At 65.3% G+C, this 12,606-nt stretch carries 9 protein-coding genes; 4 read left to right on the top strand and 5 right to left on the bottom strand.

What is annotated here, in order from left to right:
* Nucleotides 1-99 precede the first annotated feature (99 nt).
* The gene (locus tag D4Q51_RS05335; RefSeq protein WP_120076710.1) at nucleotides 100-1,320 is read left to right on the top strand and encodes a bifunctional alpha/beta hydrolase/OsmC family protein; all 1,221 of its coding nucleotides are present in this window, start codon (nucleotides 100-102) and stop codon (nucleotides 1,318-1,320) included.
* On the opposite strand, the gene D4Q51_RS05330 is transcribed toward D4Q51_RS05335, so the two are convergent.
* Nucleotides 1,317-4,211, bottom strand: coding sequence for a M16 family metallopeptidase (locus D4Q51_RS05330; protein WP_162925155.1), 2,895 nt, complete (start codon nucleotides 4,209-4,211; stop codon nucleotides 1,317-1,319). The genes D4Q51_RS05335 and D4Q51_RS05330 overlap by 4 nt on opposite strands.
* A 66-nt stretch (nucleotides 4,212-4,277) precedes the next feature.
* Nucleotides 4,278-5,099, bottom strand: a complete 822-nt coding sequence (gene purC / locus D4Q51_RS05325; protein WP_120076708.1) for a phosphoribosylaminoimidazolesuccinocarboxamide synthase — start codon at nucleotides 5,097-5,099, stop codon at nucleotides 4,278-4,280.
* A gap of 266 nt (nucleotides 5,100-5,365) precedes the next feature.
* Here purC and D4Q51_RS05320 point away from each other — a divergent pair, with 266 nt between their 5' ends.
* Nucleotides 5,366-5,770 (top strand): immunoglobulin domain-containing protein, encoded by a 405-nt coding sequence (locus D4Q51_RS05320; RefSeq protein ID WP_120076707.1) that lies wholly within the window; start codon nucleotides 5,366-5,368, stop codon nucleotides 5,768-5,770.
* Nucleotides 5,771-5,822: 52 nt separating this feature from the next.
* Here the strand turns inward: D4Q51_RS05320 and D4Q51_RS05315 are convergent, their stop codons facing one another.
* The 3 genes from D4Q51_RS05315 to wrbA form a co-directional block, all read right to left on the bottom strand.
* Nucleotides 5,823-7,133, bottom strand: coding sequence for a cation:proton antiporter (locus D4Q51_RS05315; protein WP_120076706.1), 1,311 nt, complete (start codon nucleotides 7,131-7,133; stop codon nucleotides 5,823-5,825).
* A gap of 27 nt (nucleotides 7,134-7,160) precedes the next feature.
* Nucleotides 7,161-9,743: a DEAD/DEAH box helicase family protein gene (locus D4Q51_RS05310; RefSeq protein WP_162925154.1), complete on the bottom strand. Its 2,583-nt coding sequence runs from the start codon at nucleotides 9,741-9,743 to the stop codon at nucleotides 7,161-7,163.
* An 81-nt stretch (nucleotides 9,744-9,824) separates the two neighbouring features.
* Complete coding sequence (gene wrbA, locus D4Q51_RS05305) at nucleotides 9,825-10,427, bottom strand: NAD(P)H:quinone oxidoreductase (protein ID WP_120076704.1); 603 nt, start codon at nucleotides 10,425-10,427, stop codon at nucleotides 9,825-9,827.
* Nucleotides 10,428-10,489: 62 nt separating this feature from the next.
* Here wrbA and D4Q51_RS05300 point away from each other — a divergent pair, with 62 nt between their 5' ends.
* Together D4Q51_RS05300 and D4Q51_RS05295 are read left to right on the top strand one after the other, a co-directional pair.
* Nucleotides 10,490-11,485: a DUF8021 domain-containing protein gene (locus D4Q51_RS05300; RefSeq protein ID WP_162925153.1), complete on the top strand. Its 996-nt coding sequence runs from the start codon at nucleotides 10,490-10,492 to the stop codon at nucleotides 11,483-11,485.
* Nucleotides 11,482-12,564, top strand: a complete 1,083-nt coding sequence (locus tag D4Q51_RS05295) for a hypothetical protein (protein WP_120076702.1) — start codon at nucleotides 11,482-11,484, stop codon at nucleotides 12,562-12,564. The genes D4Q51_RS05300 and D4Q51_RS05295 overlap by 4 nt, the downstream gene beginning before the upstream one ends.
* Nucleotides 12,565-12,606: the final 42 nt, after the last annotated feature.

Raw genomic sequence — 12,606 nt, 5'->3', positions numbered from 1 at the left:
GCGGGGGCATCAAGAAGGATTGAAACGGTTGCATCGACCTGTGCATTGGTGTGCCATGGCGCGTGTAGGAAAGCCGCGCGGCAGGAGGGCTTGCAGCACATGATCGCGACCGAGAAATTCACCTTCACCGGCAAGAACGGGCAGACGCTGGACGGGCGGCTGGAAATGCCGCTCTACACGAAGCCGCGCGCCGCCGCGCTGTTCGCGCACTGCTTTACCTGCACCAAGCAGAGCCACGCCGCCACGCGCGTCGCCTCCGCCCTCGCGGCCAAGGGTCTTGCCGTCCTGCGGTTCGATTTCACCGGCCTTGGTGGCAGCGACGGCGACTTTGCCAATGCCGGCTTCGCCACCAACGTGGAGGACCTGACCTGCGCGGCAAGGGCCCTGGCCGATCGCGGCCTGCCGGCGGTGCTGCTGGTGGGCCATTCGCTGGGGGGAGCGGCGGTGCTGGCCGCGGCGGAGCACGTACCGCAGGCGCGCGGCGTCGCCACGCTGAACGCCCCATACGATGCCGCCCACGTTTTCGAGCATTTCGGCGATGCCATCGACGATATCGAGGAGGACGGCGAGGGCCATGTGACACTCGCCGGACGCCGGTTCCGCATTGCCCGCGCTTTCCTGGAGCAAGGGCGCGACCAGCCGCAGGGGGAGCGTATCGCGAACCTGGGCCTGCCGCTGATGGTGATGCACACACCGCAGGACGAAGTCGTCGGGATCGAGAACGCGCGCCTCATTTTCGAAAAGGCGAAGCACCCCAAGAGCTTTGTCGCGCTCGACAGCGCCGATCACCTGCTGACTGAAGCGGGCAGCGCCGAATATGCCGCGAACATGATTGCCGCATGGGCCACGCCCTACCTTGCCGACCTGCCGAAAGAGCCGCGCGAGGACTTTGCCGGAACGGTGGAAGTCTCGACCGCTGGCGGCAAGTTCGCCCAGTGGGTGCGCACGGCCAGCCATGAATTCATCGCCGACGAGCCGGTAAGCTACGGCGGCAGCGACCACGGGCCGACACCTTACGACCTGCTGCTATCGGCGCTTGGCACCTGCACCAGCATGACCATCCAGATGTATGCGGAGCGCAAGAAGTGGCCGCTGGAAAGCGTGCGGATCGAACTGGAACACAGCCGCGATCATCACACCGATTGCGTCGATTGCGAGAAGGACGGCATGCCGATTCAGGTGATCGATCGGGCGATAGAGCTATCGGGCGACCTTAGCGAGGAGCAGCGCCAGCGCCTGATGGAAATTGCCGACAAGTGCCCGGTTCACAAGACCTTGCTGGGCGAATTGCACATCCATTCGACGCTGATACCCGCTTAGGATTCGTCACTCTCCGGCTCCGGCAGCACGCGGATTTCCACGCGCTGGGCCGGATCGAGGTAACGCTGCGCCGCGGCCAGCACGTCTTCCGGCGTAACGGCGCGCAGGCGCTCCTCGCCCGCCAGGAAGCGTTCGATACGCTCGCTTTCCGTCTGGGCGCGGTCAACCAAGTTCATCCAGCCGTTGTTGGTGTCGAGCGCGTTGCTGTAGGCTTCGAGCAGCGGTTGGCGGGCACGCAGCAGCATGTCCTCGTCCACCGGTGCGGCACGCAACGTCTCCACCGCTGACAGCATGGCATCGCGCGCGGCATCGACTTGCCCGGTATCCACCTGGGCGGAGATATCGAACGTGCCATAGCCCTCGTAGGTGCGGCTCTGGTCGGCATCGACGCCGGGGGAATAGGTCTGACCCAGTTCCTCGCGCAGCACGTCGGTCACTTCCAGTTGCAGCACCCGCTCCAGCATTTCGAGTTGCAGGGTCTCGACATGGTCGGAATCGTCGCGGGTCGGCCATACCATCACCAGCATGGCCTGATCGTCCGGACCGGTGTGGTAGAGCGTGCGGGGCGAGCGATCCTGCGTGAAGGCGCGCTGGCGTTCCTGCGCGTAGTCACCGAAGCTTTCCTCGCGCGGCGGCAGGGTGCCCAGCGTGCTGGCGACGAGGTCGATGGCCTCCTGCTCCTCGAAATCGCCGACCAGCGCCACTTCGATGGCGCCGTTGGCGAGCCTGTCAGACACGGCATCGCGCAGGCCCGCAAAGGTGAGGGCGAGATAGTTTTCCTTGGGCTGCAACGAGAAACGGGGATCGCCGTCCGAAAGGATCGTGCCGATCCCGTTGCTGAAAGCGGCAGACGGCGTTGCGTTCAGCCGCGCAAAGAAATCCTCCACGTTGCGGTAATACTGCGCTTCGCCGGTGGGGCGGAAGGCGCTGTCCGTGATGGTGGCGGTGTAGACCTGCAATTGCAGCTCAAGGTCGCGCGGGGTCGTGGCGGCGGACATGGTGAAGGTGTCGTCCGACGAATTGACGCCAAGGCCGACGCGCCGACCGGCCAGCACCGTCTGCAATTCGTCCAGCGTGTGTTCGCCAAGCCCGCCCACGGGCAGCGAGTTGAACATGGCGGTGGCGAGCGGGTTCTCCGGGGTATCGAGCAGATCGCCGCCGTCGATGTTCACTTGCACCAGCACGCGGTCTTCCTGCAGGTCTGTCGGTTTCAGGTTCAGCATCACGCCATTGGCGAAACGGATGGTGCGGATATCGAGGCGATCGTCCACGGTATCGGACACGACTTCGCCCGGCGTGCCGAAATCGGTGTAGGCGAACTCGACTGCCTCGACTTGCTCACTGGCTTCCAGCGCCATGTCCATGCCGCTTTCCCACGCGGCGCGCAGGGCTTCCTCGCCGCCCGCGGGCGCGGTGCGGCCCTGAAAGCGGATCAGGGGGTTTTCCAGCGGCACGGCCTCTGCCTTCAGCGCGGCCAGCACCGCATCGGGCGTGATCAGCGGCTTGTGCTCGTTCCAGCGTTCCAGCGCGCTGGCGGGCGTGGTGGGCACCTGCCCGTCGCGCAGCAGGGTGACGGCGCCGGTGACGAAGGAATTGTTATCGCGCGTGGCGGCGCCTGCGGCGTTGGACTGGATCGCCTGGTCGAGATTGGCGACCTGTTCGGCCACTTCGGCCTCGGTAAAGCCGAATTCCATCGCGCGGCGATATTCCTCCTGCGCGGCGGCAAGGGCGCGCTGCCAGTCGCCGTCGGCTGCGGCGGCGATCAGGTTGGTGGTGCGGCCTTCCTTGAAGAAATCGTTGGTACCGAATGCGGCGCCGCGGAACGGCGGGTCTTCCTGCCGGGCGAGGCGTTGCAGGCGGCGGTTGACGATGCCGTAGCCGATCTGCCGCAGCACGCGCTCGCGGCGGCTGGCGACGGTGTCCGTCTCGCCCTGCCATTCGCCGTTGGCGGCAACGGTGATCTGTTCGGACAGCGCCGGGTCGAGGAAGATGTCCGTCGCGCCGTCGTGGGAGAGGTCCACCGGGCCGAGCGGCGGGTTGTCCAGCGCGGGCTCGCCCTGCCAGTCGGCAAAGTGCTCGGCGATGGCGGCCTCGACCTCAGCCGGGTCGTAGTCGCCGATCACGATCACGGTGACGTTCTCGGGCCGGTAGTAGCGTTCGTAGAGCGCGCGCAGGGAGGCGCCGTCGGCAGCCTCGATCGTCTCGGCCGTGCCGATGGGCAGGCGCTCCGAAATGCGGCTGCCGGGGTAAAGGAAGCCCAGCGTGTCGATGGTGTTGCGCAGCTGGTAGGTGTCGCGCACGCGGCGTTCTGACAGGAGGATGCCCTTCTCGCGGTTCACCGCTTCGTCCTCGAACAGGATCTCGCTGGCGGTCTCGCGCATCAGCATCAGTGCGGTGTCGAGCAGTGCCATGTCGTTGCGCGGCAGGTCCAGTCGGTAATGGGTGGAGTCGAACCCGGTTGAGGCGTTGGTGTCCGCGCCGAAGGCCAGTCCCTCGCGCTCCAGCAGGCGCACCATTTCGCCCTCGGGCACATTGGTGGTGCCGTTGAAGGCCATGTGTTCGATGAAATGGGCATAGCCCTGTTCGTCCGCGCGTTCGGCGGCGGAGCCGAAGTCCACCCACAGCTGCACCTTGCCCTGTTCGGGCGGGGTGGCGTTGGGCCGGATGATGTAGCGCATCCCGTTGTCAAGCTCGCCCACCACGTATTCGCCGTCGAACGGCAGGTCGCTTCCCGCAAGATCGGGGAAGGCGTCGACCACTTCGGCGGGAATGCCGGATGCCGCGTCCCACGGCTGCTGCGCGAGTTCGGGCGCCTGCGCGTAGACGGGCTGAACGGCGAGGAGGGGAAGGGCGAGAACGGCGGCAAGTGCCGCGAAGGAACGGGAATTCATGCCCGCCTTCATGGCACCTGCAAGCTTAAGGGGCAATGACCCGTGCACTGTGACCGTGCACAGGTCTTATTTTTTCGGCTTGGGCCCGGTCGCCTTCGGGGCAGGGGTGCGCAGGCGCGAGCGGTGGGCATCCATGTCCAGCACTTCGCCGGGGCCGTTGTCCTCGCCCGACAGCACGCCGAGACGGCGGGCCACTTCCTGGTAGGCCTCTTCCTCTCCGCCCAGGTCACGGCGGAAGCGGTCCTTGTCCATCTTCTCGCCGGTGTTGAAGTCCCACAGGCGGCAGTTGTCGGGGCTGAACTCGTCGGCCAGGATCACACGGCTGAAATCGCCATCGTAGATGCGGCCGAATTCCAGCTTGAAATCCACCAGCCGGATATCGACTGCGGCGAACATGCCGGAGAGGAAATCGTTGATGCGGATGGCCATGGCGGCGATATCCTGCATCTCCTCGTGGCCGGCCCAGTTGAAGGCGGCGATGTGCTCTTCCGAAACCAGCGGATCGCCCAGTGCATCGTCCTTCAGGTAGTATTCGATCAGCGTATGCGGCAGCATCTCGCCTTCCTCGATGCCGAGGCGCTTGGCAATCGAGCCGGCAGCCACATTGCGCACCACCACTTCCAGCGGAATGATCTCCACCTGCCGCACCAGCTGCTCGCGCATGTTCAGGCGGCGGATGAAGTGGGTGGGGATGCCGATGTGCGCGAGGCGCGTGAAGATATACTCGCTGATGCGGTTGTTGATCACGCCCTTGCCGTTGATCGTGCCCTTCTTCTGGGCGTTGAAGGCGGTGGCATCGTCCTTGAAATACTGGATCAGCGTGCCGGGTTCTGGGCCTTCGTAAAGAATCTTGGCCTTGCCTTCGTAGATCTGGCGACGGCGGGACATGGGCACGGACCTTTCAACAGCAAAAAAGACTGCGCCCCGGCGACGCGATGGAAGTTCGCGAAAGTGCCGGGGCGCGTTTGAACGGGCGCTATACACCGAAGTGGCGGAGGGGGCAATCGGAGACACCGTGCGCCGAGTCGCAGGGTAAGAGCCGGGCATTGTGGCCGAGCCTTTGCCAGACAATCCAGCCATATGCGCGATAGCGCTTTGCGGGGGCCGATTGCGTGCTAGCCTCCGCGCCTTCATCAACGAAGGGGGGAATATCAATGAAAAGGACGTTTGCATTTGTCGCCGTGCTTGGCCTTGCGGCCTGCGCCGAACCGGCCACCGAAGAGCCGGTGGCTGAAGAAGAAGTCGCAGTCGAGGAACCGGCGATGGAAGTGCAGCTTGCCGCCGACGGCCAGCCTGCACCCGGCACCTACGAAGTCGTACTGGAAAACGGCGATATCGTTACCGAGACGGTGAACGAGGACGGCACCTACAGCTGGACATCCTCCAACGGTGAGACCGGCAGCGGAACCTGGCGCACGGATGGCCCGAACGTATGGTGCACCACCGGGGAAGGCGAGGAAGAAAGCTGCAACGACGAAGTCGTGGGCGACGACGGCGTGTGGACGTCGACGGACCGGGAAACCGGCGAGACTGCAACGGTCACTCGCGTACAAGCGTAATCGTCTTTACATCGAAGGAGGGCGCTGCGGTCTGGCTGCGGCGCCCTTTTCGCTACTCCAGCCCGCCCGGCGTGCGCTGATCGGCCGGGTGATGAGCCTCGTGCGGCACCTTGCCGCGCTCTATCACACGGCCCAGCGTCATGCGCTGCACCAGCACGCTGAACAGCACCGCACCGAATGTGGCGGCCAGCAGCAGGTCGCGCACTAGGCCGGCAGGCAGCGACAGCGCGAGAGCGATGGAAATGCCGCCGCGCAGGCCGCCCCACCACAAGACGCCCCATGCCCCTTCCGCCTTGGGCCGCGCGGCGGGCACCAAGCGGGTGGAAACCGTCACCGCCGCGGCGCGGGCGAACAGGGTGATGGGTATGGCCACAAGCGCCAGCCCCAGTTCGTCAACGCCGGGCACCAGCACGATCATTTCCAGTCCGATCAGCAGGAACAGGACGGAATTGAGCAATTCGTCCACCACTTCCCAGAACCGGATCACATAGTCGCGGGTCACGTCGCTCATCGCGTAGGTGACGCCGTGGTTGCCGATCAGCAGGCCCGCCACGGCCATGGCCAGCGGGCCGGAGATATGCAGCGCGGTGCACAGCGCATATCCTCCCATCACCACGGCCAGGGTGATCGTCACCTCCAGCGCATATTCGTCCATAGAGCGCATGGCGCGAAAGCCGACGTAGCCGAACACGATGCCCACCAGCAGGCCGCCGCCCGCTTCGATCAGGAACAGCCGCGCGCCTTCACCGAGGCTGAAATCGCTGCCTGTGACCGCCGCGCCCAGCAGGATGGTGAACACCACGATGCCCACACCGTCGTTGAAGAGGCTTTCCCCTGCGACGCTGGCCTGAAGGCTCTCGTCCACCTTCTCTTCCTTCAGCACGCCCAGCACGGCGACGGGATCGGTGGGCGCGATCAGCGCGCCGAAGACGAAGTACCAGATCGGCGCCAGCGGCAGGCCCATCACCATGCCGAGCCCCCAGGCCAGCACGCCAACGATCACGGTGGACAGGATCACCCCGACGGTTGAGAGGAGAAGCACCGGCACCCAGTCCGCCTTCAGCCGATCGAGATCGACATGCAACGCGCCTGCGAACAGCAGGAAGCTGAGCATCCCCTGGAGCAGCGTGTCGGTGAAGTTCATTTCCGCCAGCAGCCGCGCAACGGTATCGTCCAGCGTCACGCCGGGCAGGAGGGCATTGGCCGCCAGCAGACCGATGGCAGCAATCGCGCCCATCACCGTCAGGCCGACGACATGTGGCAGCCTGATGAAGTGGTGATTGAACCAGCCCAGCAGGGCACTTGCCACCACCAGCATGGCGGCAAGATCGAAGGGCGAGAGTCCGGCGCTTTCGTGTTCCATGAAGGCGGGATTAGCGGCAGCGCGCGGCTAAAGCCACATGCTGCGCCGTTCCACCGGAGATTGCAGTCCTGCCGCCATCGACTTCGTACGCGCCCGCAGCAGCACCTTGCGCCCATGGGCGGAGCGGGTGAAGATCAGCCGGGCTGGGCCAATGCGTTTCGTCCACAGATTGCAGAACAGCTCAGCCTCTTCCTTGTTCGCGCCCAGCGGCGTGGGCACGGCGTGGTAATCCAGCTGCCGAAAACCCAGCGATTGCCCCTCTCGACGCAGGATATATCGCGGATTCTGCACGGGACCGAGAAGCTCCATCATGGCATCCACGAAGCGGTGCTGGTCCGCCCGCGTGCCGCCTTCGATGGTGATGGCATGGCGGCCTTTGAGTCCTTCCTCGACCCTGACGGTATAGGCGTTTTTCTCGCGCGACAGCTTGCCGCAGTGGGCAAGCCCTTCAACCAGCACCTCGCCCACCTGCCCAAGACGTTTTTCCAGCGTGCCGTTGCGCACCCACAGGCGTGCGGAATTGTAGAGGCCCGGAGCCGCGTAGAGCAGCGCTGCGCCGCCACCGATAACGAGCGTGTCGACCAGTCCCAGGCCGAAGACGCTGAGACCTGCCGTCAGCACTGCGCCGCCAAGGCTGCTGATCGCCGTGGTCTTCAGCGTATTGCGAACGTGCAGCGTGGCGCTGCCGACATTGCCGGTGACTTCCGCAACTTCGCGCACTTGCGAGCGTGGTGTGCCTGCGCCAAGCGACTTGCTCCACTGGCGCGCCGTGCCAGTCCGGTTGCGCGCACGCGCCATGGTGAGGGCATTGCGATCGTCCAGCGCCTGCCCCATCGCCAGGTCCAACCGGTCGATACCGTTCTCGATCACCGTGGTGCCGTCCTCGGCCACACCGTCGAACATGGAAAAACGGCGGACGAGGCGCGAGAAATCCGGTCCGGCTTCGCCATCGAGGTCGGCAGGGTCGATAGTGGCGAGGTGCCAGATGTTGGCAACCTTGTCCGGCGCTGCGGGATCGGTGCGGATGGCGCGCCCGCGCATCTGGTTGGAGAGCATGTAGCTTGCCGCGTTGCTCGCTAGTACCAGCGAATTGATCGAGGGCGCATCCCACCCTTCACCCAGCAGCGCCTGCGTGCCCACCAGCACGCGGATATGCCCTGCGCCGACGAGCCGCGTCACCAGCGCGACGCGTCCCCGGTCGGCAGCGGCGGCAAGGTCCAGCTTGCAATAACCGGGGCATCCGGGGAGGGCGGTAAAGGTCAGGGCGATTGCAGGTATACCGCACTCCTGCGCCAACACATGCGCTGCCTGCCGCGCGGCCTCCGGCACGATAACCAGCGAACCTGTCAAAACGCCCAGCGGCTGGTCGATGCCGGCGCGGCGCAGAGACTCGAAGATTGGCACCACACCAAGGCGCGAGGGGGCATAAGGCGCGTCGGGGTCGCGTGGCAGTTCGGCAGCTCGCACGTGGTCGGTCAGCACCGCCATGCGCAGCGCATCGCCCAGAACCTCGCTTTCGGCGCGGGCGATCTCCGCTACCGAGTGCAGCTTGCCCGTGCTGCCCGCCAGCAGGCGCGCGAGATCGACGCTTTCGGAAAAGTCGACACGGTGATTGGTGATGAGGCCCGCTTCGGACAGCGCACTCTTCCACGCCCTGGCCCGGCCTTCGTCCAGCCGCCATTCGGCGATCTTGCGGTGGAGCAGGCATTCCAGCATCGGCTCCAGCCAGATGTGGTTGAAGTCGGGCACGATCTCGCGGTTCACTCCCAGCATTGCCAGCGGCTCTTGCGGGAGGGCAAACCCGCGCGAGGCGAGGTAGAACAGCATGGCGGAAAGCTGCTCCGGCGCCTCGAAGATCGCTTCCTGGTGCTGGTAGGGTTCGCTAAGGAACGGGTGCGCCAGCAGCATTTCCGGCAGGTCCGTATCGTTGCCGATCCGCGCGGCCAGCGCGTAAACCGCATCGCGCCGCCGGATCAGCGCCTCTACGATGTCGGCATCGGGCTGGCTGAAATGCACGTGGTCCTGGTGCGGGGCGAGATCGCCGTTGCGGACAAGTTCGGGCACGCCGATTTCCGCGTCGATGGGGCCGCATAGGCTCTCGTAGCGGGTCCACTCGGCGTGGGCGGCATCGTAGGGCGGCGTGGCTGTCAGCGCCACGACGCTGACGTGTTCCAGTCTGTCACGCAGGGCGAACAGCGCGCTCCACCACTCGCGCCGCAGGTGGTGGCATTCGTCCAGCACCAGCGTGATGGGACCAAGCGCGGAAAGCGCCGCGAAATCGCTGTCGCGTGTATAAGCGGCGTGGAGCGACTGATAGGTGCCGATTGTCATGTCGGCAGGCACGGCGATGTCGCGCGAGATGCGCGCGCGGTGCGAATCGAGCGAGGGCAGGAACAGCGGCGCCAGCCGGTCCGCCCACTGGTTGCGGATCGTCAGACTGGGGGAGAGGACAAGCGCCGGGCGACCCACCCGGCGCATCGCTTCCAGCCCCAGCACCGTCTTGCCGCTGCCGGGGGCCGCAACGATGTGCAGCCGCCCGTCGTCCAGGTAGCCGTCCATCTCCTCCAGCACGCGTGCCTGGTAATCGCGCCATGTGCCGGAAAAGCGCATGGCGTCAAATAGCTGCGGTGTCCCGGTGTCCCCCATCTGGCGGGGGACGCTAAGACCAATTCAAGCGGAATTCCAGCGGCTTCAGGCGGAAAGCTTCGCCGCCGTATTCGCCACGCGCCTGCCGAGGTATTTCGCGCCCTCGATCTCGCTTTCGCTTGGCTGACGGCTGCCGTCCGGCCCGGCGATGGTGGTGGCACCGTAGGGCGCGCCGCCTTTCACCTCGTCCACGCCGTTCTGGCCTTCAAAGCCATAGTCCAAGCCGATGATGCTCATGCCGAAGTGCAGTAGGTTGGTGATCATCGAGAACAGCGTCGTCTCCTGTCCGCCGTGCTGCGAATTGCTGCTGGTGAACACAGCGCCCGGCTTGCCGATCAGCGCGCCCGATGCCCACACGCCGCCGCAGGTATCGAGGAAGGCAGCCATCTGGCTTGGCAGGCGGCCGAAACGGGTGGGCGCGCCTAGCACGATGCCATCATAGCTGCCCAGCGCATCGGGCCCTTCGATCAGCGGATGCTCGTCGTTGGTCTGGAAGCCGAAGTTCTTCACGATTTCCTCCGGCGCGGTTTCGGGCGCGCGGCGGATATCGGCCTCGTGGCCTGCATCGCGGATACCGGCGGCTACGGCTTCCGCCATGGTCGAGATGTGTCCGTAGGAGGAATAGTAGAGAACGAGGATGCGCGCCATTCTTGGTCCTTTCGCTTGCCGCATGGCCGCTCGCCGCTAGGTTCGCGGGCGAGGGAGGGGTTATGCGTAGATTGATTCTGTCCGTATTGGCAATGTTGGTGGCGGCTGCCGGTTCCGCAACGGGACCAAAGGCGGTGCTGGCGCATGACAACGGCTGCCCGCGCGAATGCCTGGAGGGGTATGTCGACGCATACCTCGATGCGATGGTGGCGAAGGACCTAGAGGCGCTTCCTCTGGCGGACGGCGTGCGCTTCGCTGAGAACGGCGTGGAGTTGCAGCCGGGGCAGGGAAGCTGGGCCACCATCGATTCCACCGGCACTTACCGCCACGTCTTCGCCGACCCCCACACCGGCAATGTCGGCGCGATCACCACGGTGACGGAACACGGCGCACCCGCCATGCTGGACCTGCGGCTGCGCGTGGTGGACAGCGAGATCCACGAGATCGAGACGCTCTATATCCGCGATCCCGGCGGCCATGCCCGTTACGAGGCGATGGGGCAGGCCGAGGCGACGTGGCTGGAAGTGGTGCCCGAAGAGGACCGCCTCAGCCGCGACGACATGGTGAGCGTGGTGAACCGCTATTTCACCGCCATGGTCCGCAACGACGGGCGCGCCGACTACACCTTCTTCCACCCCGATTGCGACCGGCTGGAGCACGGCCTGAAGACCACCAACCTGCCTACGCGCGAAGCCTATGGACATTCGCAGGACACCGATTTCCGCAGCCTGGACTGTCGCCGCCAGTTCGGCATGGGCTTCCTCGGCTTCGTCACCGATATCCGCGACCGGCGTTTCCTGGTGCTGGACGAGGAGCGGCAGGCGGTGCTGGCGATGGTCTATCTTGACCATGACGGCAGCGTGCGCGAGCTGCCGCTTTCCACCGGCAACACCTTCGTCGTGCCGCCGTACTTCAACGTGCCGCGCGGGCTGACCGTGGTTGAGGGGTTCAAGCTGAAGGACGGCATGATCCACCGCATCGAGATGACGCTGATCGAGACGCCCTACGGCAACGCGCCTCCGTGGCCGGATGCCGAGGACGTGGAGGTGATCCGATGAGCGCGCGGTGGTTCTTGGCGGCAGCGGCGCTGCTGGCCGCGCCTGCCCTCGCGCAGGATAGCGAGATGCCCGACGCCGCGCTGCTGGCCGATCGCTTCGAGTATGCGCTGGTTGCAGGAGACTACCGCGTTCTCGATCTGACGGAGGATTTCACCTACATCGAAAACGGCGCGCAGCTCGATCCGTGGGACGGCATGTGGCGCACCACCACCGCTGTGGAGGGCGTAAGCCCCGCCGCTTTCGCGGGCGCCTTCACGCTCGATTACCGCGTGGGGATCGACGGGCCGGACGAAGTCGTTCGCGTGGTCGAATACGAGGAAAACGGCGTGCGCGGGGTGATGGCCTATCGCCTGCTGGCGCGCGAGGGCAAGATCGCCCGTATCGACGTGCTGCCGATCCGCGAGGAATTCGGCGGCGACAGGGGCGGCACGATCACGCTGCTGCAACCGATGTTACCCTTCACGATGGGTGGTGGGAACGTCGGTCCGGCTGTCCATTTCGTTGCAGGCGCAGCAAACGTGGATGCCGCCCTCATGGCGGAAAGCATGACGAACTACCTCGAGGCAATGGCCGCCGATGCGCCGCAACTCAGGCACGAATTGCTGGCAAGGTTCGCCTTCTCGGAGTCCTGTGTGCGCGAAGACAACGGACAGCGGGCGACCGGCGTGGCGGACAGCGCCATCCTCGACCCGTCGCAACCGTCTTTCAGCCCCTATGCGCTGGGATGCCGGGAGCAGGTGCTGAGCGGCTTCTACTCCAACTATGAACTGGCCAACCTTCAGTTGCATCTCGATCCGGAGCGGGCAACCGGTATCGCCTTCGTGCGGCTGGACCAGCCGGGCACGAAGCTTTCGTTCACCACGCCAGAGGGAATCGAAATCGCCTATCCCGGCCCGCGCGGAGTCGCGCAAGACGCGGATCCCAGCGAGCAATTCGACGGCCGTGTCCTCGACAACATGATCACGCCGATGTCGGTGAACGGTGTTTTCCTTTTCGCTTTCGACAGGTCAGGAGCCATCGCTCACATCGACGCCTTCTATCGCGGCGCGCCGCTTGGCTGGGACGCGGTGCCCGATTGATTGCAACACTGGCGTCAATTGGCTGATATTGGAGCCGATCAA

Origin of the sequence: Aurantiacibacter odishensis (genome assembly GCF_003605195.1) — a bacterium.
Taxonomy (GTDB): domain Bacteria; phylum Pseudomonadota; class Alphaproteobacteria; order Sphingomonadales; family Sphingomonadaceae; genus Alteraurantiacibacter; species Alteraurantiacibacter odishensis.
The sequence above is the reverse complement of the archived record's forward strand: the minus strand, read 5'-3'. Positions and strand labels throughout refer to the sequence as shown.

What these genes read in the sequence shown, in the direction of transcription:
- wrbA (WP_120076704.1), bottom strand. Translation starts at nt 10,427, where the DNA reads ATGGCGCGCATCCTCGTTCTCTACTATTCCTCCTACGGACACATCTCG.
- D4Q51_RS05315 (WP_120076706.1), bottom strand. Translation starts at nt 7,133, where the DNA reads ATGGAACACGAAAGCGCCGGACTCTCGCCCTTCGATCTTGCCGCCATG.
- purC (WP_120076708.1), bottom strand. Translation starts at nt 5,099, where the DNA reads ATGTCCCGCCGTCGCCAGATCTACGAAGGCAAGGCCAAGATTCTTTAC.
- D4Q51_RS05320 (WP_120076707.1), top strand. Translation starts at nt 5,366, where the DNA reads ATGAAAAGGACGTTTGCATTTGTCGCCGTGCTTGGCCTTGCGGCCTGC.
- D4Q51_RS05330 (WP_162925155.1), bottom strand. Translation starts at nt 4,211, where the DNA reads ATGAATTCCCGTTCCTTCGCGGCACTTGCCGCCGTTCTCGCCCTTCCC.
- D4Q51_RS05335 (WP_120076710.1), top strand. Translation starts at nt 100, where the DNA reads ATGATCGCGACCGAGAAATTCACCTTCACCGGCAAGAACGGGCAGACG.
- D4Q51_RS05310 (WP_162925154.1), bottom strand. Translation starts at nt 9,743, where the DNA reads ATGCGCTTTTCCGGCACATGGCGCGATTACCAGGCACGCGTGCTGGAG.
- D4Q51_RS05295 (WP_120076702.1), top strand. Translation starts at nt 11,482, where the DNA reads ATGAGCGCGCGGTGGTTCTTGGCGGCAGCGGCGCTGCTGGCCGCGCCT.
- D4Q51_RS05300 (WP_162925153.1), top strand. Translation starts at nt 10,490, where the DNA reads ATGCGTAGATTGATTCTGTCCGTATTGGCAATGTTGGTGGCGGCTGCC.